At 65.4% G+C, this 22,722-nt stretch carries 24 protein-coding genes and 2 tRNA genes; 17 read left to right on the top strand and 9 right to left on the bottom strand.

Annotated features, from left to right (window positions below):
• Positions 1-230: 230 nt before the first annotated feature.
• On the bottom strand, positions 231-1,307 hold the full coding sequence (locus KSS95_RS12430) for an ABC transporter substrate-binding protein (RefSeq protein ID WP_217847409.1): 1,077 nt from the start codon (positions 1,305-1,307) through the stop codon (positions 231-233).
• A 215-nt stretch (positions 1,308-1,522) separates the two neighbouring features.
• On the opposite strand from KSS95_RS12430, the gene KSS95_RS12425 reads away from it, so the two are divergent.
• Both KSS95_RS12425 and KSS95_RS12420 read left to right on the top strand, forming a co-directional pair.
• Positions 1,523-3,175: a nitrite/sulfite reductase gene (locus tag KSS95_RS12425; protein WP_217847408.1), complete on the top strand. Its 1,653-nt coding sequence runs from the start codon at positions 1,523-1,525 to the stop codon at positions 3,173-3,175.
• The gene (locus KSS95_RS12420; RefSeq protein ID WP_217847407.1) at positions 3,159-3,653 is read left to right on the top strand and encodes a DUF934 domain-containing protein; all 495 of its coding nucleotides are present in this window, start codon (positions 3,159-3,161) and stop codon (positions 3,651-3,653) included. The genes KSS95_RS12425 and KSS95_RS12420 overlap by 17 nt, the downstream gene beginning before the upstream one ends.
• A 506-nt stretch (positions 3,654-4,159) precedes the next feature.
• Here the strand turns inward: KSS95_RS12420 and KSS95_RS12415 are convergent.
• Positions 4,160-5,020: an AraC family transcriptional regulator gene (locus KSS95_RS12415; RefSeq protein WP_217847406.1), complete on the bottom strand. Its 861-nt coding sequence runs from the start codon at positions 5,018-5,020 to the stop codon at positions 4,160-4,162.
• Between the two features lie 281 nt (positions 5,021-5,301).
• On the opposite strand from KSS95_RS12415, the gene dkgB reads away from it, so the two are divergent.
• The 5 genes from dkgB to KSS95_RS12390 all read left to right on the top strand — a co-directional run bounded on the left by dkgB (position 5,302) and on the right by KSS95_RS12390 (position 9,208).
• On the top strand, positions 5,302-6,105 hold the full coding sequence (gene dkgB, locus KSS95_RS12410) for a 2,5-didehydrogluconate reductase DkgB (protein WP_217847405.1): 804 nt from the start codon (positions 5,302-5,304) through the stop codon (positions 6,103-6,105).
• A 4-nt stretch (positions 6,106-6,109) separates the two neighbouring features.
• Positions 6,110-7,057, top strand: a complete 948-nt coding sequence (locus KSS95_RS12405; RefSeq protein ID WP_217847404.1) for a TIGR03571 family LLM class oxidoreductase — start codon at positions 6,110-6,112, stop codon at positions 7,055-7,057.
• On the top strand, positions 7,054-7,401 hold the full coding sequence (locus tag KSS95_RS12400; protein ID WP_217847403.1) for a MoaF-related domain-containing protein: 348 nt from the start codon (positions 7,054-7,056) through the stop codon (positions 7,399-7,401). The genes KSS95_RS12405 and KSS95_RS12400 overlap by 4 nt, the downstream gene beginning before the upstream one ends.
• Entirely contained in the window at positions 7,398-8,573 is a 1,176-nt protein-coding gene (locus KSS95_RS12395) for an MFS transporter (protein WP_217847402.1), read from the top strand. The genes KSS95_RS12400 and KSS95_RS12395 overlap by 4 nt, the downstream gene beginning before the upstream one ends.
• 122 nt (positions 8,574-8,695) lie before the next feature.
• Positions 8,696-9,208 (top strand): HIT family protein, encoded by a 513-nt coding sequence (locus KSS95_RS12390; RefSeq protein WP_217847401.1) that lies wholly within the window; start codon positions 8,696-8,698, stop codon positions 9,206-9,208.
• Between the two features lie 83 nt (positions 9,209-9,291).
• Here KSS95_RS12390 and KSS95_RS12385 read toward each other — a convergent pair.
• Both KSS95_RS12385 and KSS95_RS12380 read right to left on the bottom strand, forming a co-directional pair.
• Positions 9,292-9,368 (bottom strand) — tRNA-Val (locus KSS95_RS12385).
• Positions 9,369-9,673: 305 nt separating this feature from the next.
• A tRNA-Val gene (locus KSS95_RS12380) sits at positions 9,674-9,750 on the bottom strand.
• A 202-nt stretch (positions 9,751-9,952) separates the two neighbouring features.
• Between KSS95_RS12380 and KSS95_RS12375 the strand changes: the two genes are divergently transcribed.
• Entirely contained in the window at positions 9,953-11,236 is a 1,284-nt protein-coding gene (locus KSS95_RS12375) for an NAD(P)/FAD-dependent oxidoreductase (RefSeq protein ID WP_217847400.1), read from the top strand.
• 188 nt (positions 11,237-11,424) lie between these two features.
• On the opposite strand, the gene KSS95_RS12370 is transcribed toward KSS95_RS12375, so the two are convergent.
• Positions 11,425-12,087 (bottom strand): peptidase C39 family protein, encoded by a 663-nt coding sequence (locus KSS95_RS12370; protein WP_496198559.1) that lies wholly within the window; start codon positions 12,085-12,087, stop codon positions 11,425-11,427.
• A 228-nt stretch (positions 12,088-12,315) separates the two neighbouring features.
• On the opposite strand from KSS95_RS12370, the gene KSS95_RS12365 reads away from it, so the two are divergent.
• On the top strand, positions 12,316-12,495 hold the full coding sequence (locus tag KSS95_RS12365) for a hypothetical protein (RefSeq protein WP_217853907.1): 180 nt from the start codon (positions 12,316-12,318) through the stop codon (positions 12,493-12,495).
• 52 nt (positions 12,496-12,547) lie between these two features.
• On the opposite strand, the gene KSS95_RS12360 is transcribed toward KSS95_RS12365, so the two are convergent.
• Entirely contained in the window at positions 12,548-13,300 is a 753-nt protein-coding gene (locus KSS95_RS12360; protein ID WP_217853906.1) for a TerC family protein, read from the bottom strand.
• A gap of 17 nt (positions 13,301-13,317) precedes the next feature.
• Positions 13,318-13,557 (bottom strand): hypothetical protein, encoded by a 240-nt coding sequence (locus KSS95_RS12355; RefSeq protein ID WP_217853905.1) that lies wholly within the window; start codon positions 13,555-13,557, stop codon positions 13,318-13,320.
• 133 nt (positions 13,558-13,690) lie between these two features.
• Here KSS95_RS12355 and nhaR point away from each other — a divergent pair, with 133 nt between their 5' ends.
• The 3 genes from nhaR (at position 13,691) to KSS95_RS12340 (ending at position 16,730) form a co-directional block, all read left to right on the top strand.
• Positions 13,691-14,584: a transcriptional activator NhaR gene (gene nhaR / locus KSS95_RS12350; protein ID WP_217853904.1), complete on the top strand. Its 894-nt coding sequence runs from the start codon at positions 13,691-13,693 to the stop codon at positions 14,582-14,584.
• A 172-nt stretch (positions 14,585-14,756) separates the two neighbouring features.
• Positions 14,757-15,968: a serine/threonine transporter SstT gene (gene sstT, locus KSS95_RS12345; protein ID WP_217853903.1), complete on the top strand. Its 1,212-nt coding sequence runs from the start codon at positions 14,757-14,759 to the stop codon at positions 15,966-15,968.
• A gap of 114 nt (positions 15,969-16,082) precedes the next feature.
• Positions 16,083-16,730, top strand: a complete 648-nt coding sequence (locus KSS95_RS12340; RefSeq protein ID WP_217853902.1) for a YceH family protein — start codon at positions 16,083-16,085, stop codon at positions 16,728-16,730.
• Between the two features lies 1 nt (position 16,731).
• Here KSS95_RS12340 and KSS95_RS12335 read toward each other — a convergent pair whose 3' ends face one another.
• Positions 16,732-16,923 (bottom strand): hypothetical protein, encoded by a 192-nt coding sequence (locus KSS95_RS12335; RefSeq protein ID WP_217853901.1) that lies wholly within the window; start codon positions 16,921-16,923, stop codon positions 16,732-16,734.
• Positions 16,924-17,128: 205 nt separating this feature from the next.
• On the opposite strand from KSS95_RS12335, the gene KSS95_RS12330 reads away from it, so the two are divergent.
• A complete protein-coding gene (locus KSS95_RS12330) occupies positions 17,129-17,593 on the top strand; it encodes a nuclear transport factor 2 family protein (RefSeq protein WP_217853900.1) in 465 nt (154 codons plus the stop codon).
• 93 nt (positions 17,594-17,686) lie between these two features.
• Here KSS95_RS12330 and bla read toward each other — a convergent pair whose 3' ends face one another.
• On the bottom strand, positions 17,687-18,562 hold the full coding sequence (bla, locus tag KSS95_RS12325) for a class A beta-lactamase (protein WP_217853899.1): 876 nt from the start codon (positions 18,560-18,562) through the stop codon (positions 17,687-17,689).
• Between the two features lie 192 nt (positions 18,563-18,754).
• Between bla and KSS95_RS12320 the strand changes: the two genes are divergently transcribed.
• The 4 genes from KSS95_RS12320 to KSS95_RS12305 all read left to right on the top strand — a co-directional run bounded on the left by KSS95_RS12320 (position 18,755) and on the right by KSS95_RS12305 (position 22,689).
• Entirely contained in the window at positions 18,755-19,846 is a 1,092-nt protein-coding gene (locus KSS95_RS12320) for an endonuclease/exonuclease/phosphatase family protein (protein WP_217853898.1), read from the top strand.
• A gap of 577 nt (positions 19,847-20,423) precedes the next feature.
• Entirely contained in the window at positions 20,424-21,479 is a 1,056-nt protein-coding gene (locus KSS95_RS12315; protein ID WP_217853897.1) for an alpha/beta hydrolase family protein, read from the top strand.
• A gap of 97 nt (positions 21,480-21,576) precedes the next feature.
• Positions 21,577-22,119 (top strand): P-loop NTPase family protein, encoded by a 543-nt coding sequence (locus KSS95_RS12310; protein ID WP_217853896.1) that lies wholly within the window; start codon positions 21,577-21,579, stop codon positions 22,117-22,119.
• 63 nt (positions 22,120-22,182) lie between these two features.
• A complete protein-coding gene (locus KSS95_RS12305; protein WP_217853895.1) occupies positions 22,183-22,689 on the top strand; it encodes a GrpB family protein in 507 nt (168 codons plus the stop codon).
• The last annotated feature ends 33 nt before the right edge of the window (positions 22,690-22,722 follow it).

The raw sequence follows: 22,722 nt of genomic DNA, 5'->3' as shown, positions 1-22,722 counted from the left end.
CAGGCAGGCTTGACGGTCTGAAAGGTTTGGCCGCTACTGATGGCTGACCCAATACACCGCGGTGACCACCACCAGCACGATCAGACACAGGATCGCCCAGGCGTCGACACTGCTGTCAGTTTTGCGCAGCTTGGTTGAGTTTCCCATTGCATTGCCTCTTGTAGTGGTTCTGGGAATGCACTTCAAGCAGCAGTTAAGTCCAGCAATGCCCATCGCTCAAGCAGGGTCTTTCAATAGTCGACGGGTGACGTCAGGAACGGATAGCGAAAATCCGCCGGGCGCCCCTCGGCGCTGTAGCGCTGGAAGTCGATGCCGTGGTTGTCCTGCTCCAGCAGCCGGAGCCAGCGCCGGGCCTTGGCCGGGTCGATCAACTGCAGCGCCGGCACGCTGTGCTCGCGCTGCCCGTCGCGGTCCAGGGCCAGGCCCAGGGCATCGTCGTGGAGCATGACCATGGCCCAGCCACCCAGGGTGAAGTGCCCGCCCATCAGCACCGCCAAACGCCCGTCGATACGCGCGCGCAACGCCTCGGGCGAGCTGTTGACCGCGCTGAAGATCGCATCCTGGCCCGGCCGGCGGCCCGCCGCCTCGAATGCCTGCATGGCGCCAAAGGCCATCTGGTCGTTGGCCGACCACACCAGCCGGGTCTCGGGGTAGCGCTGCAACAATAGCTGCGCCTGCTCGAACGCCCGCTGCCGGCTCCAGCCGCCATACACCACCTGGCGCAGGCGCACCTGGGGGTAGTCCGCCAGTGCCCGGCGCATGCCTTGCTCGCGCAACTGCGAAGCCGGCGTGGTCTTGACCCCGGCGAACGCCAGCAGGTCGACCGTGCCGGCATCCGCCGGGAGCTGCGCCACCATCGCCTTGAGCATCTGGTAGCCGGCCGCTTCATCGTTGCTCACCAGGGTGCCAAGCACCTCGGGGTATTTGTCCGGCTGCGCCTGCACGCTGTGCGCCTGGCTGTCGGTCAGGCCGTTGTTGACCAGGAACAACTTGACCCCGGTGCCCCGCGACAGGCGAATGATCTCCGGCGCCACGTACTGCTCGTTGACCAGCACCAGGTAGTCCGGGCGCTGCGTGCCGTGCAGCAGCGCCCGGGCCTGGGTCAGCGCCAGGTCGGCGCGGCGCTCGCTGTACTGCACGCGCAGCTGCATGCCCAGGCCCGTCGCGGCGGCCTGCATGAAACGCGAATAATCGACCCAGAAGGTTTCGTTGGAATAGCCCGGGTTGAGAAACACCACCGAAGCGGCCTGTGCGCCTGCCACCAGCGGCAGGCTCAGGCACAGGCCCTGGCACAAGGCCTTGAGCATGCGTTACATCCCTGCAGAGCAAACCGCGGATTATACCGCCAGCCAGGCCCGGCGCGGATAAATGCCAGTCAGTCTCACTTAGTCCAATTGGTTCTTTTCATATGCAAAAACATCACTTTAGCGCATAAACCCACTCTGCTATCGTTCCTCGGCTCCGAACCGGAGTGCGCGGCCGTGCGCGCGATTAGCTGCATGCAGCCTGAGACAGGACTTTTATGTACGTATACGACGAGTACGATCAGCGGATCATCGAGGACCGCGTCAAGCAGTTCCGTGATCAGACCCGCCGCTACCTGGCCGGAGAGCTGAGCGAAGAAGAATTCCGCCCTCTGCGTCTGCAGAACGGCCTCTATATCCAACGTTTCGCCCCGATGCTGCGGGTCGCCGTGCCGTACGGCCAGCTGAACGCCCGCCAGGTGCGCATGCTGGCCAAGATCGCCCGTGACTACGACAAGGGCTACGCGCACATCAGTACCCGCCAGAACGTGCAGTACAACTGGCCGGCACTGGAGGACATCCCGGAGATTCTCGCCGAGCTTGCCACCGTGCAGATGCACGCGATCCAGACCAGCGGCAACTGCCTGCGCAACGTCACCACCGACCAGTTCGCCGGTGTCGCCGCCGACGAGCTGGTAGACCCGCGTCCCTGGTGCGAGATCGTCCGCCAGTGGACCACCTTCCACCCGGAATTCGCCTACCTGCCGCGCAAGTTCAAGATCGCCGTGAACGGTTCGAGCGACGACCGCGCCGCCATCGAGGTGCACGACATCGGCCTGGAGCCGGTGCGCAATGCCGCCGGCGAGTTGGGCTTCCGCGTGCTGGTCGGTGGCGGCCTGGGCCGTACCCCGGTGATTGGCGCCTTCATCAACGAGTTCCTGCCCTGGCAGGACCTGCTCAGCTACCTGGACGCCATCCTGCGCGTGTACAACCGTTACGGCCGCCGTGACAACAAGTACAAGGCGCGGATCAAGATCCTGGTCAAGGCCCTCACCCCGGAAGTGTTCGCCGAGAAGGTCGAGGCCGAAATGGCCCACCTGCGCGGCGGCAGCACCACCCTGACCGAGGCCGAAGTGCAGCGCGTTGCCCGCCACTTCGTCGACCCCGAGTACCTGGCCCTGGACAACCTCGACTACAGCGCCCTGGACGCCGAGCACCCAGGCTTCGCCCGCTGGCGTTCGCGCAACACCCGTGCGCACAAGAAGCCGGGCTACGTCGCCGTGACCCTGTCGCTCAAGCCCACCGGCGTTGCCCCGGGCGATTTGACCGACAAGCAGCTCGATGCCGTCGCCGAACTGGCCGAGCGCTACAGCTTCGGCTACCTGCGCACCTCCCACGAGCAGAACATCATCCTTGCCGACGTCGAGCAGCGCCAATTGCACGCGCTGTGGCTGGCGCTGCGCGAGCAAGGCTTCGCCACCCCGAACATCGGCCTGCTGACCGACATCATCTGCTGCCCGGGTGGCGACTTCTGCTCGCTGGCCAACGCCAAGTCGATCCCGATCGCCGAGTCCATCCAGCGCCGTTTCGACGACCTGGACTACCTGTTCGACATCGGCGAGCTCGACCTGAACATCTCGGGTTGCATGAACGCCTGCGGCCACCACCACGTCGGCCACATCGGCATCCTCGGCGTGGACAAGAAGGGCGAGGAGTTCTACCAGGTATCGCTGGGCGGCAATGCCGCGCGTGACGCCAGCCTGGGCAAGATCCTCGGCCCTTCGTTCGCCCAGGACGACATGGCCGATGTGATCGAGAAGCTGATCAGCGTATACGTCGAGCGACGCACCGAAGACGAGCGTTTCATCGACACTTACCAGCGTATCGGCATCGACCCCTTCAAGGAGCGCGTCTATGCAGCGAATCATTAAGAACAACCAGATCGTCGACGAAACCTGGCACCTGCTGCCCAAGGACGTGTCGATCGACGAGCTGACCAACTGCGACGACTACCTCGTGCCGCTGCAGTTGTGGCGCGACCACCCCAGCCTGCTCAAGGCCCGCGACGGCGGCCTGGGCATCTGGCTGGACAGCGACGAGGAAGCCGAGGAAATCGGTGCCGATGTCCAGCACTTCCAGGTCATCGCCCTGAATTTCCCGGCCTTCACCGATGGGCGCAACTACTCCAATGCGCGCCTGCTGCGTGACCGCTACCAGTTCAAGGGCGAGTTGCGCGCCATTGGCGACGTGCTGCGCGACCAGCTGTTCTACATGGCCCGCTGCGGCTTCGACGCCTTCGCCATCCGTGCCGACAAGGACCCGGAAGATGCGTTGCAGAGCCTGAAGGACTTCTCGGTGACCTACCAGGGCGCCACCGACCAGCCGCTGCCACTGTTCCGCCGCCGCTGATCGCACCTGCTGCAACGAAGCGGCCCGCCCCATGGCGGGCCGCTTCACCGCGCAACCTGTTGCTGGCGAAGCAGGCGACGCGGTGCGGATGGCACCGGCTACGCCGGTGTTCGCCGGCAAGGCCGGCTCCTACAACGCCCGTGACCTGCCTCAACCCCGTAGGAGCCAGCCTTGCTGGCGAAGCAGGCGCCGCGGTGGATGGCACCGGCTACGCCGGTGTTCGCCGGCAAGGCCGGCTCATACAACGCCCGTGACCTGCCTCAACCCCGTAGGAGCCAGCCTTGCTGGCGAAGCAGGCGCCGCGGTGGATGGCACCGGCTACGCCGGTGTTCGCCGGCAAGCCGGCTCCTACGCCGTCTGCGACCTGCCCGCCCGTAGCCAGCCTTGCTGGCGAAGCAGACGCCGCGACACCTGACACCGGCTGTGCCGGTACTCACGCCCCACAGCAATCGCACCAGATTGGCAGGCCTCAGCAAGCCAACGGTACCCAGCGAGCCCGCCTGCGCTCAGCGCAAAGGCACATAGATGTCCGTCTGCCACTGCTCCAACGGCGTCTGCGGATAGATGCTCAGGTAGTGAAAGAACAGCGGCTGGTCGCGCAGTTCCTCGCCGCTATCGGGCAACCAGTCACGGTAGATCGGGTAGATCGTCTCGCCGATGTGATCCGGCGACCCCACATGCCGCACCACCGCGCAACGCCCGGCCGGCAAGCTCAGCTCATGCACGCCCTGGGCATTGGCCGCCACGGCCTGGTCGATCTCGCCACAAACGGCAAAGCGAAAATCCTCGGGGGCGGTGGTATCGGGGTTATTGAATGGAATCCCGAACGTGCGGCTACTGGCCACGGGTGACTGGCCGCTGCGGGTGCGCCAGTCAATGAAGCGGCGCACGGTCTCGCTGACTTGGTTGGGCGGCCCGCGGTGCTCCAGCGCGGCGAGACGGACGGCGGCGAACTCGACGATTCGTACCTGCATGGTGATGCTCCTGGAAAAGTAGGGAATGGCGAACACCGTATTCCACACCTGCCAGTCGGGCTGACGGCGAAAGGCGCCCGGCGCCTGGCCGAAGGCCCGGCGAAACGCCCGGCTGAATGCCTCGGGGCTTTCGAAGCCCGCGGCCAGGGCGGCCTCCAGCACCGAGTGTCGAGGCTCGCCGAGCAGTCGATGGGCCGCCCGGCGCAAACGCATCAGTTGCACGTAGCGCGCCACCGGCACGCCGACATAGGCACTGAACTGCCGGTGGAAATGAAACGCCGAGAAATGCGCCACGGCGCTCAAGGTATCCACCGACAAGTCGCCCTCAAGGTTGCCCTCGATATAGGCGAGCACAGCGTCGAAGCGCTGTTGATAGCGGGCGTTGACTGGCAAAGCAGATGCTCCTGGAAATACGGTCGGCCACAGCTTCGTCGATTCCCTCCTATACCCGCCTAGCCGCGTTTGCTCAACGGTTACATGGCAACAGGCCTGCGCTACCTATTACCCCACGCTGATCACAACCCACCAATACATTCATGACTCCTGGTCAAATGACCTTGGCCCGCCGAGGTCTTAATCAAACCCCGCGAACCCCGCAAACTTCGCTCACTGGCTCGAACCCGTATCACACTGTTTCAGGTTCGTTCACCTCATCCCCCACCAGGAGTAGATCCATGAGCATTCCATCCTTCGGCCTCGGCACCTTCCGCCTCACCGGCCAGGCCGTCATCGATTCGGTCAAGTCGGCCCTGGAGCTGGGCTACCGTGTCATCGACACCGCGCAGATCTACCAGAACGAAGCCGACGTCGGCCAGGCCATCGCCGAGAGCGGCGTGCCGCGCAGCGAGCTGTTCATCACCACCAAGATCTGGGTTGAGAACTACGCCGCCGACAAGCTGATCCCCAGCCTGAAAGACAGCCTGCAGAAACTGCGCACCGACCATGTCGACCTGCTGCTGATCCACTGGCCAGCCCCGGGCAACGGCGTTGAACTGGCCGAATACATGGAGGCCCTGGCCGAAGCCAAGAAGCTGGGCCTGACCCGTCAGATCGGCGTCTCCAACTTCAACATCGAACTGACCCGCCAGGCCATCGCGGTGGTCGGCAAAGGCGAGATCGCCACCAACCAGATCGAGCTCAGCCCGTACCTGCAAAACAGCAAGCTGACCGCGTTCCTCAAGGAACAAGGCGTCACCACCACCTCCTACATGACCCTGGCCTACGGCAAGGTGCTGAAGGACCCGGTACTGGCCGAAATCGCCGCCAAGCACAAGGCCACCGTCGCCCAGGTTGCCCTGGCCTGGGCCATGCAACTGGGCTATGCGGTGATCCCTTCGTCGACCAAGCGCGAAAACCTGGCCAGCAACCTGCTTGCCCGCGACCTGCGCCTGGACGCCGACGACATGGCACGCATCGCCACCCTGGAACGCAACGGTCGCGAAGTCAGCCCTGACGGCCTGGCGCCAATCTGGGATTGATGCCATGACCACGCCCCTCGAACGCCTGACCGCCGGTGGTTTCAGCATCGGCCTGGAAGCACCGCTGGACCACGACTGGACCCCGGCCGGCGACCAGGCCCGGCGCCGCGACGGCCGCCAGTTCGGCGAGCCGGACCTGCGCCAGCACGCCGACCTGGCCAAACTCGCCGACCGCCTGGGCTTTCGCGCCCTGTGGATCCGTGACGTGCCACTGTACGACCCGTCGTTCGGCGACGCCGCCCAGGTATTCGAGGTGTTCAGCTACCTCGGCTACCTGGCCGGGGTGACCGAGCAGATCCTGCTCGGCACCGCCGCGGTGGTGCTGCCGATTCGCGAACCGCTGCTGACCCTCAAGTCGGCCGCCAGCGTCCAGCGCCTGTCGGGCAACCGCCTGCTGCTGGGCGTGGCCAGCGGTGACCGACCCGTGGAGTACCCGCTGTTCGGCCGGGATTTCGAGGGGCGCGGCCAATCCTTCCGCGAGCAGGTCGCCCTGCTGCGCGACGGCGCCAACGGGCACCTGCCCGAAGGCCTGGCCGTGCTGCCGTCGACCACCACGCCGCTGCCGTTGCTGGTGGCCGGCCTGGCGCAGCAGAGCCCGGCATGGATCGGCGACAACATGGACGGCTGCCTGGCCTACCCCGGCACCCCCGACGATCACCAGCGCCGCGTCGCGGCCTGGCGCGCGGTGGCCGGCGGCAAGCCATACAGCAGCTTCATCCACCTGGACCTGGCCGAGCGCGCCGATGAACCCCTGCGCCGCTGGCGCTTCGGGTTTCGCGGTGGGCGCAACGCCTTGATCGCCGAACTCCAGGCCCTGCGCGCCGTCGGTGTCGACCATGTCGGCCTGCATTTGCGCCGCAACGTGCGCCCGCTCGACGAAACCCTGCGCGAAATCGGCGAGTTCGTGCTACCTCAATTCCATACCCATGCGCTGCCGGAGGCCTGCAAATGAGCACCACCCCTACCCCACTGCCGACCTTCGCGGGCCGCAGCTTTCAGGTCGAGTACGACGGCCTGGCCGCGCACAACATCTATTCCGACGACGGCCGGCACATCCGCTATGCCATCGTCTCCGGCCCTTATGCCGGTGCCAGTGGCGAAGCCGAATGCCAATGGCGGCAGATCGCCGACGGCGTCTACGTGATCTCCTGGCAAGAAGCCGACGGCGCCACCGTGGTGCATGTCGATGACTTCGGCAAAGGCCATTCGCAAGCCTTCTTCACCGCCAGCGACCTGACCTTCCACCGCATGCAAGGCCCCCTGACCGCGCTGGACAACCCGGAGCGCGCACCATGAAGCCCGGACGCGTCCTGTTTGCCCTGGCCATCGGCGCCTTCGGCATCGGCACCACTGAATTCACCCCCATGGGGCTGTTGCCGGTGATCGCCGAAGGCGTCAATGCCAGCATCCCCAGCGCGGGCATGCTGATCACCGCCTACGCCATCGGCGTGATGGTCGGCGCACCGATCATGACCCTGCTGTTCAGCCGCTTCGGCAAACGCGCGGCGCTGATGATGCTGATGGGCATCTTCACTGTCGGCAACCTGCTTTCGGCATTGGCACCGGACTACTACACCCTGCTGGCCTCGCGGCTGATCACCAGCCTCAACCATGGCGCGTTCTTCGGCCTGGGCGCGGTGGTGGCCGCCAGCGTGGTACCCAAGGAGAAACAGGCCAGCGCCGTGGCCACCATGTTCATGGGCCTGACCATCGCCAACATCGGCGGCGTGCCGGCGGCCACCTGGCTCGGCCAGCAGGTCGGTTGGCGCATGGCGTTTGCCGGCACCTCGGTGCTTGGCCTGCTGGCCATCGCCGCGCTGTGGTATGCCCTGCCCAAGGGTGAACGCGGCCAGGTGCCGCATGTGCGCCGGGAACTGGCGGTCATCGCCCGCCCCAGCGTGCTGCTGGCCATGGCTACCACGGTGCTCGGCGCCGGCGCCATGTTCACCTTGTACACCTATGTCGCCCCTGTGCTCGGCGAACTGACCGGCGCTTCGGATGCCTTCGTCACCCTTGGCCTGGTGCTGATCGGGGTTGGCTTCACCCTCGGCAACAGCCTGGGTGGCAAGCTGGCTGACTGGTCGCTGGATGGCGCGGCGCGGATCTTCCTGGCGGCGCTAGCGGTGATCATGCTGTTGATGCCGCTGGTGCTCGGCAGCCATGTCGGCGCGGCGATCGCCCTGCTGGTATGGGGCGTGTTCACCTTCGCCGTGGTACCACCGCTGCAGATGCGGGTGATGATCGCCGCCATCGAAGCGCCTGGCCTGGCCTCATCGATCAACGTCGGCGCGTTCAACCTGGGCAACGCCGTGGGCGCGGCGCTGGGTGGCGCGGTGATCAGCTTGAACCTGGGCTACGCCGCCGTGCCGATGGCCGGCGGCCTGCTGGCGGCGGCAGGGTTGCTGCTGGTCTGGCTGGGAGGGCGCGGCAAGGCCAGCGACAAGGCCTTGGGCAAGGTAGCTGGATGACCGCCAGCGCCTGATACTCGCCAGGGGCTGCCTTGCAGCCCCTGGCCCGAAAGCCGGCGCCCACGGCTACGGCGCTGGACAAGGCGTGATACCCTGCCTCGCTTACTCTACAAGGCCGTGATATGGACATACCGCCGCGCGTCATCATTCATGAGTCATCGCACTGGGTCTTGAACCACCGTATCGACAGTGCGTTGCCGGGCTACCTGATCCTCAGCGCCAAGCAGATGACCCACTCGCTGGCCACGCTGGCTGCGCCAGCGCTCGCAGAGCTAGGGCAATGGCAGGCGAGCATCCAACAGGCCATCGAAACGCATCTGCAGCCACGGCGCCTGTACATCAGCCGGTTTGGTCACGATGCGGGGCACTCCATCCATTTCCACTTCATCCCGATCTACCCCTGGGTCGAAACCCTGTTCTGGCAAGACGAGCGATACCGGTCGCTCCAGGCGTTTGGCTCACTACAGACGTGCGAGCCGCAAACCGATGGCGCAGAGCTGACCCTGTTTGTATGGCGAGAGTTTTGCGAGCGCCCTGAGCCACCGGCGATACCGGGGCCCTCCATTGACCAGGCCATCGCCATATTGCGCACGGCGCTGACCAGCTCGCTGCCTGGCCGAGCATCTGCACCCTAGCCCCGCCGCACCCAGGGTGCTTGCGCACTGAAAACGACGCAAAACAAAAAGGGCGATCCTTGCGGATCGCCCTTCTCGATGTTTGGTAGGCACAATTGGACTCGAACCAACGACCCCCACCATGTCAAGGTGGTGCTCTAACCAACTGAGCTATGTGCCTGTCGTGTGGGGCGCATATTAGACATCGAATGCACACCTGTAAAGCGTTTTTTTCAAAAAAATCAAAAACTTTGCGCAAAAGCTTCACACCAGCTCTGCTCAGGTGGCCCGTGGAATCTCGCAGCCTTGTAGGAGCGGCCTTGCGTCGCGAAAGGGTCGCGCAGCGGCCCCGTCGATTTGTGCTTTGACGCCGAGGCCCCGGGGCTGCGTTGCAGCCCTTTCGCGACGCAAGGCCGCTCCTACAGGGAACTGCGCAGGGCCAGAATGCAAAAAGGGCGACCCTTGCGGATCGCCCTTCTCGATGTTTGGTAGGCACAATTGGACTCGAACCAACGACCCCCACCATGTCAAGGTGGTGCTCTAACCAACTGAGCTATGTGCCTGTCGTGTGGGGCGCATTCTACCCGATCACAACCCAGTGTCAACTGTTTTTTTCACGCTAACCCACTGAATATTAAAAATATTTGCAGAAGCTCCACGCCACCCTGGCAGTAAAGGATTTTCACCGGACGACTAGCGGGTGTTTATTATTATTGATAGCATCGGTACATTCGTTAAAAATATAAAACACGAGGTTCCTCGAGCATGGCCAACACCCCCTACCCCCAGTCCTACTACGCCGCCTCGGCCAACCCGGTGCCGCCACGTCCGGCGCTGCAGGGTGAGGTGGAAACCGATGTGTGCATCATCGGCGCCGGCTACACCGGCCTGTCCAGCGCCCTGTTCCTGCTGGAGAACGGCTTCAAGGTGAGCATCGTCGAAGCGGCCAAGGTCGGCTTCGGCGCCTCGGGCCGCAACGGCGGCCAGATCGTCAACAGCTACAGCCGCGACATCGACGTCATCGAACGCACCGTCGGCCCCAAGCAGGCGCAACTGCTGGGCCAGATGGCCTTCGAGGGCGGCCGCATCATCCGTGAGCGCGTGGCCAAGTACAACATCCAGTGCGACCTGAAGGACGGCGGCGTGTTCGCCGCGCTGACCAGCAAGCAGATGGGCCACCTGGAATCGCAGAAACGCCTGTGGGAACGCTTCGGCCACAACCAGCTGGAGCTGATGGACCAGAAGCGCATCCGCGAAGTGGTGGCCTGCGACAGCTACATCGGCGGCATGCTCGACATGAGCGGCGGCCATATCCACCCACTGAACCTGGCCCTCGGCGAAGCCGCCGCGGTCGAGTCGCTGGGCGGCATCATCTATGAACAAACCCCGGCCGTGCGCATCGAGCGTGGCGCCAACCCGGTGGTGCACACCCCGCAAGGCAAGGTGCGGGCCAAGTTCATCATCGTCGCCGGCAACGCCTACCTGGGCAACCTGGTGCCGGAGCTGGCCGCCAAGTCCATGCCGTGCGGCACCCAGGTGATCACCACCGAGCCCCTGGGCGAAGAGCTGGCGCGCACCCTGCTGCCCCAGGACTACTGCGTCGAGGACTGCAACTACCTGCTCGACTACTACCGCCTGACCCGCGACAAGCGCCTGATCTTCGGCGGTGGCGTGGTGTACGGCGCACGCGATCCGGCGAACATCGAGGCGATCATCCGGCCGAAGATGCTCAAGGCCTTCCCGCAACTGAAGAACGTCAAGATCGACTACGCCTGGACCGGCAACTTCCTGCTGACCCTGTCGCGCCTGCCGCAGGTCGGCCGTATCGGCGACAACATCTACTATTCCCAGGGCTGCTCCGGCCATGGCGTGACCTACACCCACCTGGCGGGCAAGGTGCTGGCCGAGGCCCTGCGTGGCCAGGCCGAACGCTTCGACGCCTTCGCCGGCCTGCCGCACTATCCGTTCCCGGGTGGGCAGATGCTGCGCGTGCCGTTCAGCGCCATCGGCGCCTGGTACTACAGCCTGCGCGATCGCCTGGGCTTCTAAGGAGGTCAGGGCCGCTTGGCGGCCCATCGCGGCGCCTGTTTCGCCAGCAAGGCTGGCGCCTACAGGATACTGTGGCTTGCCGGCGAACACCGGCACAGCCGGTGCCAGCCATCGCGCTGCCTGCTTCGCCAGCAAGCTGGCTCCTACAGGGCGCGGTGGCGCCTACGGCCTTGTGCCATCCTTTGCGCTCAATGCCCCAGGCTGTTGACTGCCTGCTTGGCAGCGATTTCCTGCCCGGCACGGGCCAGCTCGTCCGCCGCCTGCAACCAGCGCTGGCGATCCACCTGCGCCGGCAATTGCCGCGGCGACTGTACCAGTATCGCCCAGTTACCCTCCTTGGCCCAGGCCGACTCGAAATCAGCAAACCCCAGCAACTGGCGCCGATGCATGCCCGAGCGCAGCAGCACCCGCTGCTTGTAACGGTCGTAGCCGATCAGCACGGCATAGCGCGGCTCGCTCCACCAGGCCGAACCCTCCTGGTAACGCAGCAGCACCGGGTAACCCGCCGCCACCTGGGTCAGCAAGGCATCGAGCCGCGCGTCCAGCGGGTAGACCAACATGCCGTACTCGCGCGCCACCTTGGGGATAGAGGCTTGCAGCGTCTCGGCCGCTTGCGGCAGGCCCAACGACTTGTCCAGCAGGCCTGGGGTGATCGGCGCGCCCTGACGCGACAGCACCGCCGCCAAGGCCATCGAACCACTGTGGTTGGCGTTGCCGCGGTAGAACGGCACGCTGCTGATTTCGACCCGCTGCGCCAGGCCTTTGAGTGCGCTCGAAGGTGGGCTGGCACAACCAGCCAGTGCCGCGAGCGCCAGGCAGGCGATCAGCAGGCGGCGTGGCGTCCGGGGCATGGGGGGCTTTGGCAACATGGGCACTCGCTTGATCCGACACCGGGCGCCAGTGCCCGGCCATGACCGCCGATCATAGGCTGCGCGAGCGTCCGGGTATAGCCCGGCGGCGGCTTGGAACGAAACGACCCAAGCACTAGACCTTCGGTCAATGGAACGTCACAGCCGCCAGGCTAGACTAAAGCTGTGTCTGGATGGCGAGCCCGGCTCGCCAGAGAGAAGGAGGCACACATGAGCCTGACAATGGCAATTCTGTTACTGCTCGGCATGTGGCTCAGCGTCGCGGCGGCCATGCTCTGGGGCGTGCTGCGCATCGTACGGCGGCATACCCACCCTCACCACCTGCCACCACAAGCCCTGGCCAAAGCACAGCCGCTGCGCCGTGCACGGCGGCATGCCGGTGCCCATTGATCTGAACTGATTGTAAAACGCCGCGCGTGCCCCGCGAGGCTTTCAGCCTGGCTCAGCCCTGGGCCGCCTCCCGCTTCAAGCGTGCCCGACGAGCCATGATGTTGAGGATCTCGATGGCGGTCGAGAACGCCATGGCGGCATACACGTAGCCTTTCGGTACATGGGCGCCGAAGCCTTCGGCGATCAGGGTCATGCCGATCATGATCAGGAAGCCCAGGGCCAGCATCACCACGGTCGGGTTGTCGTTGATGAACTTGGCCAGCGGGTCGGCGGCCACCATCATCACGATCACCGCGCTGATCACGGCAATGATCATGATCGGCAGGTGCTCGGTCATGCCCACGGCGGTGATGATGCTGTCGATCGAGAAGACGATGTCCAGCAGCAGGATCTGGAAGATCGCGGCGGTGAAGCCGATGGTCACGGTGCTGCCGACCTTGGACTCTTCCTTGGCGCCATGGGGGTCGACGCTTTCGTGGATCTCCTTGGTCGCCTTCCACAGCAGGAACAAGCCACCGGCGATGAGGATCATGTCCTTCCACGAGAACGTGTGGCCGAAGACATCGAGCACCGGTTCGGTCAACTGGACGATCCAGGCCACTGTGCTGAGCAGCGCCAGGCGCATGACCAGGGCCATGCTGATACCAATGCGCCGCGCCTTGGAGCGATACGCCTCGGGCAGCTTGTTGGTGAGAATCGAGATGAAGATCAGGTTGTCGATACCCAGCACCACCTCCATGGCCACCAGGGTGGCCAGGGCTACCCAGGCGGTGGGGCTAGCGGCGAGTTCCAGTAAATATTCCATGGGTCAATCCTGCTCGGTCAGATGTCCTGGGTGTCGGTCTTGGCGTCATCGGCCTTGGTCTTGTCGCCATCGCTGCCGATGGCCTCGCTCAACGCCTGCTGCGCGCTTTCGTTGGTCTTGTCGATGGCCTGCTTGGCCGTTTGCGCGGCCTGGTCGAGCATCTGCTGGGCAGATTTCTCGGCCTGCTCGCAGCCACTCATGGCGAACAGCGCCAGGGCCAGCACCAGGGGGGTACCGATGGATTTGAAGTGCAGCATGAGGTCCTCGCTTGTCGATGTCCTTGCGACGCCCGCTGGCGCCTGATGGCTGGGCATTCTAGAGAGACTGAAACATCCAGAAAATTCGTATTTTCAGCGGTTATACTTCGGTTTTTACGAATCGGGACGCGCCATGCTCAACTACCGCCAGCTTCATTACTTCTGGGCTGTAGCAAAGACCGGAAGTATCGCCCGCGCCAGCGAACAGCTGAACCTGACCCCACAGACCATCAGCGGCCAGATCAGCCTGTTCGAGCAGACCTGGAACCTGGAGCTGTTCCAGCGCGTCGGCCGCCAGCTGGAGCTGACCGAGTGCGGCCGGCAGACCCTGGCCTACGCCGAGCAGATGTTCCAGATTGGCGGCGAGCTCGAAGCCATGCTGCGCGCAGGCCCCCAGGAGCAGATTCTGTTTCGCGTCGGTGTCGCCGATGTGGTGCCCAAGTCCATCGTCTATCGCCTGCTGGCGCCGACCATGGAGCTGGACAACGTGCTGCGCATCAACTGCCGCGAAGACAAGCTCGAGCGCCTGCTCGCCGACCTGGCGATCCAGCGCCTTGACCTGGTGATCTCCGACAGCCCCATGCCCAGCCACCTGGACATCAAGGGCTATAGCCAGAAGCTCGGCGAATGCGGCCTGAGCTTTTTCGCCACCCCCGCCCTGGCCGCGCAACTGGCCAGGCCCTTCCCGGCCTGCCTGGACGACGCCCCGCTGCTGATCCCCGGCCAGGAGACCGTGCTGCGCAGCCGCCTGTTGCGCTGGCTGGGCGAGCAGCAGGTGCAGCCGCGCATCGTTGGCGAGTTCGACGACAGCGCGCTGATGCAGGCCTTTGGGCAGTCCGGCAGCGGCATTTTCGTCGCCCCCAGCGTGATCGCCGAGGAAGTCTGCCGCCAGTACGGGGTTCGCTTGATCGGCCAGACCGAGGCGGTGAACGAGTCGTTCTACGCCATCTCGGTGGAGCGCAAGGTCAAGCACCCCGGGATCGTGGCGATCACCGAGGGCGCCCGGCGGGAGCTGTTTCACTGGTAACCCCCTGATAAACGCGCTTGTGGCGGGGCGACTGGCCAGATGTGCAAGCTGGATGAGTACAAAGCGGACCTGTGGGACCGGGCTTGCCCTGCCCCATTGTCGCCCCCCCAGGCCCATATAGCCTGGCCTGTGGTAAAGTCGCTGGCTTTCACGCAACCGGATCTTGCTGCACATGACCCCCATCCTCCGCCTCATCAACCGCACTGGCCTGGTGACGCAGATCTGCATCGGCCTGGTGGCCGGCATCCTCCTCGCCCTGTTCGCCCCCGCCGTGGCCCGCGACCTGGCCTTCCTCGGCAAGGTCTTCGTCAGCGCGCTCAAGGCCGTGGCGCCGATACTGGTGTTCATCCTGGTGATGGCCTCGATCGCCAACCACCGCCATGGCCAGGAAACCCATATCCGCCCGATCCTCTGGCTGTACCTGCTGGGCACCTTCGCCGCGGCGGTGGTGGCCGTGGTCGCCAGCATGCTGTTCCCCTCGCACCTGGCCCTGGCCACCGGCGAAGCGACCCTCAGCGCCCCCGGCGGTATCGCCGAGGTGATGCAGAACCTGCTGCTGAGCGCCGTCGACAACCCGGTCAACGCCCTGCTCAACGCCAACTTCATCGGCGTGCTGACCTGGGCCATCGGCCTGGGCGTGGCCCTGCGCCATGCCGGCGAGACCACCCGCTCCGTGGTCGAGGACCTGTCCAACGGCGTGACCCTGATCGTGCGCGTGGTGATCCGCTTCGCCCCGCTGGGCATCTTCGGCCTGGTCAGCGCTACCCTGGCCCAGTCTGGCCTGGACGCACTGCTCGGCTACCTGCACCTGCTCGGTGTACTGATGGGCTGCATGCTGTTCGTGGCGCTGGTGATGAACCCGCTGATCGTGTTCTGGAAGATCCGCCGCAACCCTTACCCGCTGACGCTGCTGTGCCTGCGCGAAAGCGGCATCACCGCGTTCTTCACCCGCAGCTCGGCGGCCAACATCCCGGTCAACCTGGCGCTGTCGGAGAAGCTCGGCCTGCACGAGGACACCTATTCGGTGTCGATCCCGCTGGGCGCGACCATCAACATGGCCGGCGCGGCGATCACCATCACCGTGCTCACCCTGGCCGCCGTGCACACCCTGGGCATCCCGGTAGACTTGCCGACCGCGGTGCTGCTCAGCGTGGTGGCGGCGGTGTGCGCCTGTGGCGCCTCGGGCGTGGCTGGCGGTTCGCTGCTGCTGATCCCGCTGGCCTGCAGCCTGTTCGGCATCCCCAGCGAAATCGCCATGCAGGTGGTGGCGGTCGGCTTCATCATCGGTGTGCTGCAGGACTCGGCGGAAACCGCGCTCAACTCCTCCACCGACGTGCTGTTCACCGCTGCCGCCTGCCAAGCCATGGAACGGCGTAGCGCCTGAGCCCAAGGCCGGCGCCTGCCCGCAGGCGCCGGCCAAAGCCACGCCCTCCGGCGATTGCTTAAGCCAGACGCTTTACCTACGCTAATGGCCTTTTCCTCGCAATGAGACTGGGCCATGTCAGACCACCAAACCACCGGCGAAGGCCGCTTCACCAGCACCGAGATCCGCGTGCTGGGCGCGCTGATCGAAAAGCAGGCCACCAGCCCGGAAACCTACCCCCTGACCCTCAATGCCCTGGTCCTGGCCTGCAACCAGAAGACCAGCCGCGAACCGGTCATGAACCTCTCCCCCGGCCAGGTCGGCCAGGCCCTGCGCGCCCTCGAAGGCCAGGACATGGCCCGCCTGCAGATGGGCAGCCGCGCCGACCGCTGGGAGCATCGGGTGGACAAGGCCCTGGAGCTGGTGCCGGCGCAACTGGTGCTGATGGGCCTGATGTTCCTGCGCGGCCCGCAGACCCTCAACGAGCTGCTGACCCGCAGCAACCGCCTGCATGAGTTCGAGGATGTCGACCAGGTCCAGCACCAGCTCGAGCGCCTGATCTCCCGTGGCCTGGCCCTGCACCTGCCGCGCCAGGCCGGCCAGCGTGAAGACCGCTACACCCATGCCCTGGGCGACCCGGCAGAGATCGAGGCGATCCTCGCCGCCCGCCAGCAGGAAGGCGGCGCCCGGGCCAACGCGGCGCAGGCGGCGGATGAGCGCATCGAGGCGCTGGAGGCCCGGGTGGCGGCCCTGGAAGCGCGCCTGGCCGCACTCGAAGGCTGAGTCAGGGCGCTTCGGCCTTGGGGAAGTTGCGGCAACTCTTGCGTTCGGCCAGCTCCCGCTCGCTGGGGCGCTGGTCGACGAACACGGTGCGGCCGTCGCGATAGATTTCCAGGTAGCCCCAGTGCAGGTCCTGCTCGGTCTGCCCGGGCTTGGGCGGCACGAGCCACCAGGGTTCGCGGCTGATCAGGGTCATGGCGCAGCTCCTGCGGGTGTCTGCGCTAACTATAGACACCCAAGCGTGCCGCCAGGCCGTCCAGGCCAGCGGTGCAAGGTGACGGCCTGGCGGGGCATTGTTCCCGCATGCGCAATTGTGAAGTGCCAAAGGCAGTTATTCCCAGTGCCAGGGGCGCCGGTCTACGCTCCCTCCTGTCGCTCATCCCGCAAGAGGAATTGCCCACATGTCCCGTCCGCCATTGCCCCCGTTCACCCGTGAAACCGCCATCGAGAAGGTGCGCCTGGCCGAAGATGGCTGGAACAGCCGCGATGCCGCCAAGGTCGCCCAGGCCTACACCACCGACACCCATTGGCGTAACCGGGCCGAGTTCTGCAATAACCGCGAGCAGGCGCAGGCCTTTCTCACCCGCAAATGGAACCGCGAGCTCGAATACCGCCTGATCAAGGAGCTGTGGGCCTTCACCGGCAACCGTATTGCCGTGCGCTATGCCTACGAGTATCGCGACGACAGCGGCCAATGGTTCCGCGCCTATGGCAACGAGAATTGGGAGTTCGCCGAAGACGGCCTGATGCGCAACCGCCATGCCAGCATCAACGAACACCCCATCAGCGAGGCAGAGCGCAAGTTCCGCTGGCCGCTGGGGCGGCGCCCGGACGATCACCCGGGGCTGAGTGACTTTGGCTTCTGAGCGAGGTTATTGCATGGACTCAGGCTGGGGCGACGCTGTTCGCCCCGGACCTTGAGGTGCCTGCCACAGGCAGCGGTTGCACCCGCCGTCCACTCAGCCCTGCCACGTCTGCACCACCAGCCGGGTCGCCGCGGCGATCGGCTCGTGGCGCCACGGCGAGGACTGCTGCGGGCCACGGCTGAATACCACGAGGATCCACGGTGCCCGCCCCTGGGGCCAGACGATGCCGACATCGTTGGCCACGCCATAGTCGCCCGAACCGGTCTTGTCCCCCACGACCCAGCCCTCTGGCACCCCGGCGCGAATCCGCGCATCACCGGTGGTGTTGCCCTTGAGCCAGGCCTGCAATTGCTCGCGCCCGGCCGCCGCCAGGGCATCGCCGAGCAGCAGGCGCTGCAGGGTGACGCCCATCGCCAGCGGCGTGGTGGTGTCGCGTGGGTCGCCGGGCAACGCGGTGTTCAACGTTGGCTCGTTGCGGTCCAGGCGGAACGTCGGGTCGCCGAGCTGGCGGGCGAAGGCGGTGAGGCCCGCCGGGCCGCCGACCTGCTCCAGCAGCAGGTTGCCGGCGGTGTTGTCGCTGTATTGCAGCGTGGCGGCGCACAGCTCGGCGACGGTCATGCCCGCGCCCACGTGCTTTTCGGTAATCGGCGAATAAACCACCAACTGCTTGGCGTCATAGGCGATACGGCGCTTCAGCAGGCCGTTGTCGGTCTGGCTGCGGTGCAGGATGGCGCCGGCCAGCACGGCCTTGAAGGTGCTGCAGAAAGCGAAGCGTTGTTCGGCGCGGTAGGCCAGTTGCTTGCCGCTGCCGGTGTCGAGGGCCCACAGGCCGAGAGTGATGCCGGCGGACTGTTCGAGCTGTTGCATCTGGCGTTGCAGCGGATTGGAGGCCCAGGCCGGCAGCGCCAGGGCGGCGGAACAGCCCAGGGCGCCCTGGAGCAGGTGGCGGCGGCGAATGGTCGATGGCATGGTCGGGGCCCTGTGGCAATGAACGAGGGGCGCAGGCTAGAGGGTTTTGCCCGGTAAGCCAAGGCGTTCGCGCAGTTGTCGCCGGCGGGTCGCAGCCCAGCCGCCTGTGAAGGGTTACCTGCACCTGCTCGACCTCGGCATCACCGAAACACTGGCTACGCTGTGTAGACCCTCAGCAAGGAGCGCGCCCCAATGGCCACCCGGATAGCATCCTTCAACCTTGAGAACCTCTTCACCCGCCCCAGCGCAATGATGATGGAGAACGAGGAAGGCCAGCGTGCCCTGGACGACCATGCCTTGGCCAACCTGATCGTGGCCAAGCCGACCTACAGCGATGCCGACAAACAGCAGCTGTTGGCACTGGATGGCCGCTACCACTTTTCCGCGCTCAATCCCCCGGCAAACGCGTTGCTGCGCTTGAACAAGGTGCGCGGACAGTTGTATCGCACAGCCGCAGGCAGCGTCTCGGTCGCGGCCAATGGTCGGGGCGACTGGACCGGCTGGTTCGAGCTGCGCCGCGATGATGTCTCCTGGCAGGCCGTGCTCAATACCGGGCGGGTCATCCAGGAGGTCAAGCCCGATATCCTGATCTGCGTGGAAGTCGAGGACCGCCCCACCTTGCAGCGCTTCAACGACCAGGTGCTCGGGGCGGTGCTCGAAGAGCGCTTTGCGCATGTCATGGTCATCGATGGCAACGATGCGCGGGGTATCGACGTCGGCCTGCTGAGTCGCTACCCGATCGTGACCATCCGCTCGCATGTCGATGACCGCCAAGACGGCAAACTGGTATTTTCGCGAGATTGCCCCGAATACGTGGTGGCCTTGCCATCGGGCGAGCAACTGGTGATCTGCCCGAACCACTTCAAGTCCAAGCGCGGGGGCAACGATCAGGCTGCCCAGGCGCGTCGGCTGGCGCAATGCAGGCGAGCGGCGCAAATCGCCAGGGCCGCGGAAAAGACCACTCCCTGGGTGCTGGTCGGCGGCGACTTGAACGACACCCCGGACAGCCCCGCCGTCGCCCCGCTGCTGCTCGACGGTTGGTCGGACATACAAACCCACCCAGGCTACCCGGCCGATCGCCCGGGCACCTTCGCCACGGGTACCGCGAGCAACAAGATCGACTACCTGATCATGTCCAAGGCCCTGCGCGAGCAGTTGGTCGGCGTGGGTATCGAACGCCGTGGCAGCTACCACCCGAAGCTCTGGCCCGCCTTCGCCGGGGTCACTGCGAGCACCGAGGCGTCCGATCACCATTGCATCTGGGCGGACTTCGACATCGCCTAGGTGTTTGGTAAAGGGCCTTAGGGCCAGGCCTTGGGTGCGAGGGCTATTTGATTGCGTCAGGGCCACCAGGTGTCCGCCGTAATCTGTGCGGCGCCTATGAGACCGAGCGCCGCCCGCGCGGCGCATCGCGGATGAATCCGCTCCCACATTCGTTGCAACGTGGCCATGCCTGATGGGCCATGGTTGTTAGCCTTGTGCGCTCGACGGGATTATTGCCTGGGCGTTGCCGCCGCCCCACCTTTCTGGCGCCCTGCGCCAAGGCTGGCAACCATGGCCTGACAGGTTCGGGACGTTGCAACAAATGTAGGAGCGGATTCATCCGCGATGCGCCGCGCGGGCGGTGCTCGATCTGCCAGGCGTTGAATGGTTTACGGCAGGCACCTGGCGGCCCTGACGCGGTCAATGACCCTCAGGCCCAAGCCCCTGAAAGGGCTGAGCCTGAGGCCCCCTTGTCGGCGGGCCGACGCGGCTACTAAGCTGCTGGGCTTTCGGGTATCCAATAGTGGATTTCTCGGCCTGCGCGCAGGGCCCTGGTCAGGGTGACCACGCCTGTGCCTGATCAAGGACGACAACTACAATGAAAACCGCTTTGAGCACCCTGCTGTTCACCTGCCTGGCCGCCAGCGCATTCGCTGAGCAAAACCCTGTCGGTTTCCACGCCGCCACCCTGCCGGACCCGCACCATGAGCGCGCGCTGGAGATGGTCGTCTGGTACCCCGGCGCAGCGCCTGCCAAGGCGCAATTGATCGCCGATAACGCAGTATTTGTCGGTGCGCCTGCCGCTCGTGATACGCCGCCGGCCGCCGGCGAACATCCCATGGTGGTGCTCTCCCACGGTTTTGCCGGCAACTGGGGCAACCAGGCCTGGCTGGCCAGTGCCCTGGCCCAGCAAGGCTACATCGTCGCCGCGGTCAACCACCCCGGCAGCACCAGCCGTGACCGTAGCGCTGCGGCCGCCGCGCAGTTATGGCAGCGCCCCGTCGACCTGAGCCGGGCCATCGATGCGGTCACGGCCCAACCGGAAAAATTTGGCGTGGTCGCCAAGCAGCGAATCGCCGTGGTGGGCCATTCGCTGGGCGGCTGGACCGCCATGGAAATCGCCGGCGCCCGTTTCGACCCTGAACGCTTCGCGCGCGACTGCCAAGCCCACCCGCAGCTGGCCAGTTGCAGCGTCTACCAACAGATGAACCCGGCCAGCACCCCGGCCTTGAAGCACAGCTTGGCCGCCGACTGGCGTGACACGCGAGTCAGCGCCGTGGTGTCCCTGGACCTGGGGCTGTCACGCGGGCTGACCGACGCAAGCCTGGCCGCGCTATCGGTGCCCGTGCTGGTGATCGCTGCTGGCGTCCCGTCCAAAGCGCTGCCCGCGCGGCTGGAGTCTGCCGACCTGGCCAAACGCCTGCCCTCGGCCTCAAGCCGCTACGTAGAAATCAGCGATGCCAGCCACTTCACCTTCATGGCCGTGTGCAAGCCAGGCGCGGTGGCCGTGCTCGAGGACGCAGTACCCGGCGATGGCATCATCTGCAGCGATGCCGAGAACGGTCGCCCACGGGAAGTGATCCAGCAGCAGCTGGCCGGGCTGATCAGCGCGTTTCTGGCACAGCCCGCCGAGGGCAACGACGGCCGCCTGTAAGCCGTCGATCATGGGCCTTGACTCGCCGTTGACGGCATCGTCCATTGCCGTACAATCGCGCCCCCAAAATTCACCAGCGTGGCAATACGCAGCTGCAATGCAACGAGTGATGATAGTCGGCCAGCCCGGGGCCGGGAAAAGCACCCTGGCCCGACAGCTTGGCGAGCGCACGGGCTTGCCGGTGGTGCATATCGACACCATTCACTGGCAGCCAGGCTGGGTCGAACGCAGCCGCGACGAAAAGACCCGGCTTTGTCACGCGGTCGAGGCCAGTGAGCGCTGGATTTTCGAAGGCGGCCATAGCGTGACGTGGCACAACCGGGTTGCCCGCGCCGACCTGTTGATCTGGATCGACCGCCCGACACCGCTTAGATTCTGGCGTGTATTGCTCAGGGCGCTGCGACACCGCGGGCAGACCCGGCCGGACCTGCCGGACGGCTGCCCAGAGCTGCTGGGCAACCTACCGGCGTTTTTCCGCTTCATGTGGCGAACGAAACACTCAGCACGGGCGAAGCTGAAGCAACTGGTGGCGACGGCACCCTCGGGCTGCCGTGTGGTCTGCCTGCGCTCCAACCGGGAGGCCGAGGTATTTATTGCGAGCCTCGCAAGCACGCCTGCTCAGGCCGCCCGGGGGGCTTGAACGCTGCATCTGGCCAGGCCGGCAACAGCGCAACAAACGCTTATTCCAACCCAAGGACGGCCCATGCCACTGACCAGCAAGATCACCCCCTACAACCCACAATGGCCGGTGCAGTACGAGGTGGACAAAAGGCGGCTTGCATCGGCATTCGGTGCTGAGCTGCACGCCATGCACCATGTGGGCAGCACGGCAGTGCCTGGGCTCGCGGCCAAGCCCGAAATCGATGTGCTGGTCGAGGTTTGCGCGCATCGCCATGTGCCAGCCCGCGACGAAGCGTTGCGGTTGCTGGGCTATGTACGCGGCAGCGACCTGTCGCCCGGGCACCATTTCTACCGGCGTAATGTTGGCGAGGTGCGCACCCACAAAATCCACGTGTGCCGCGGTGGCCACCCCTCGATCATGCAGATGCTGAGGTTCCGGGACCTGCTCAGGCAGGACCACGCGCTCAGGCAACACTATCAAGACCTCAAGATCGAGCTGCAAGCCACTGTCACAGGTGGCATGGCTGAGTATCTGGCGAGGAAGGCGCCGTTCATCATCGCGGCGCTGCGAGGGGCTGGCCAGGCCTGAGTGAGGCTTTGCCGTCGACTGATCTTTGTGGGG

It is taken from the genome of Pseudomonas muyukensis, from assembly GCF_019139535.1.
GTDB classification, from domain to species: Bacteria; Pseudomonadota; Gammaproteobacteria; order Pseudomonadales; family Pseudomonadaceae; genus Aquipseudomonas; species Aquipseudomonas muyukensis.
Note: the sequence above shows the minus strand (reverse complement) of the source record. Positions and strands in the feature narration are given on the sequence as shown.

What these genes read in the sequence shown, in the direction of transcription:
- KSS95_RS12430 (WP_217847409.1), bottom strand. Translation starts at nt 1,307, where the DNA reads ATGCTCAAGGCCTTGTGCCAGGGCCTGTGCCTGAGCCTGCCGCTGGTG.
- KSS95_RS12425 (WP_217847408.1), top strand. Translation starts at nt 1,523, where the DNA reads ATGTACGTATACGACGAGTACGATCAGCGGATCATCGAGGACCGCGTC.
- KSS95_RS12420 (WP_217847407.1), top strand. Translation starts at nt 3,159, where the DNA reads ATGCAGCGAATCATTAAGAACAACCAGATCGTCGACGAAACCTGGCAC.
- dkgB (WP_217847405.1), top strand. Translation starts at nt 5,302, where the DNA reads ATGAGCATTCCATCCTTCGGCCTCGGCACCTTCCGCCTCACCGGCCAG.
- KSS95_RS12405 (WP_217847404.1), top strand. Translation starts at nt 6,110, where the DNA reads ATGACCACGCCCCTCGAACGCCTGACCGCCGGTGGTTTCAGCATCGGC.
- KSS95_RS12400 (WP_217847403.1), top strand. Translation starts at nt 7,054, where the DNA reads ATGAGCACCACCCCTACCCCACTGCCGACCTTCGCGGGCCGCAGCTTT.
- KSS95_RS12395 (WP_217847402.1), top strand. Translation starts at nt 7,398, where the DNA reads ATGAAGCCCGGACGCGTCCTGTTTGCCCTGGCCATCGGCGCCTTCGGC.
- KSS95_RS12390 (WP_217847401.1), top strand. Translation starts at nt 8,696, where the DNA reads ATGGACATACCGCCGCGCGTCATCATTCATGAGTCATCGCACTGGGTC.
- KSS95_RS12375 (WP_217847400.1), top strand. Translation starts at nt 9,953, where the DNA reads ATGGCCAACACCCCCTACCCCCAGTCCTACTACGCCGCCTCGGCCAAC.
- KSS95_RS12370 (WP_496198559.1), bottom strand. Translation starts at nt 12,087, where the DNA reads ATGCCCCGGACGCCACGCCGCCTGCTGATCGCCTGCCTGGCGCTCGCG.
- KSS95_RS12365 (WP_217853907.1), top strand. Translation starts at nt 12,316, where the DNA reads ATGAGCCTGACAATGGCAATTCTGTTACTGCTCGGCATGTGGCTCAGC.
- KSS95_RS12360 (WP_217853906.1), bottom strand. Translation starts at nt 13,300, where the DNA reads ATGGAATATTTACTGGAACTCGCCGCTAGCCCCACCGCCTGGGTAGCC.
- KSS95_RS12355 (WP_217853905.1), bottom strand. Translation starts at nt 13,557, where the DNA reads ATGCTGCACTTCAAATCCATCGGTACCCCCCTGGTGCTGGCCCTGGCG.
- nhaR (WP_217853904.1), top strand. Translation starts at nt 13,691, where the DNA reads ATGCTCAACTACCGCCAGCTTCATTACTTCTGGGCTGTAGCAAAGACC.
- sstT (WP_217853903.1), top strand. Translation starts at nt 14,757, where the DNA reads ATGACCCCCATCCTCCGCCTCATCAACCGCACTGGCCTGGTGACGCAG.
- KSS95_RS12340 (WP_217853902.1), top strand. Translation starts at nt 16,083, where the DNA reads ATGTCAGACCACCAAACCACCGGCGAAGGCCGCTTCACCAGCACCGAG.
- KSS95_RS12335 (WP_217853901.1), bottom strand. Translation starts at nt 16,923, where the DNA reads ATGACCCTGATCAGCCGCGAACCCTGGTGGCTCGTGCCGCCCAAGCCC.
- KSS95_RS12330 (WP_217853900.1), top strand. Translation starts at nt 17,129, where the DNA reads ATGTCCCGTCCGCCATTGCCCCCGTTCACCCGTGAAACCGCCATCGAG.
- bla (WP_217853899.1), bottom strand. Translation starts at nt 18,562, where the DNA reads ATGCCATCGACCATTCGCCGCCGCCACCTGCTCCAGGGCGCCCTGGGC.
- KSS95_RS12320 (WP_217853898.1), top strand. Translation starts at nt 18,755, where the DNA reads ATGGCCACCCGGATAGCATCCTTCAACCTTGAGAACCTCTTCACCCGC.
- KSS95_RS12315 (WP_217853897.1), top strand. Translation starts at nt 20,424, where the DNA reads ATGAAAACCGCTTTGAGCACCCTGCTGTTCACCTGCCTGGCCGCCAGC.
- KSS95_RS12310 (WP_217853896.1), top strand. Translation starts at nt 21,577, where the DNA reads ATGCAACGAGTGATGATAGTCGGCCAGCCCGGGGCCGGGAAAAGCACC.
- KSS95_RS12305 (WP_217853895.1), top strand. Translation starts at nt 22,183, where the DNA reads ATGCCACTGACCAGCAAGATCACCCCCTACAACCCACAATGGCCGGTG.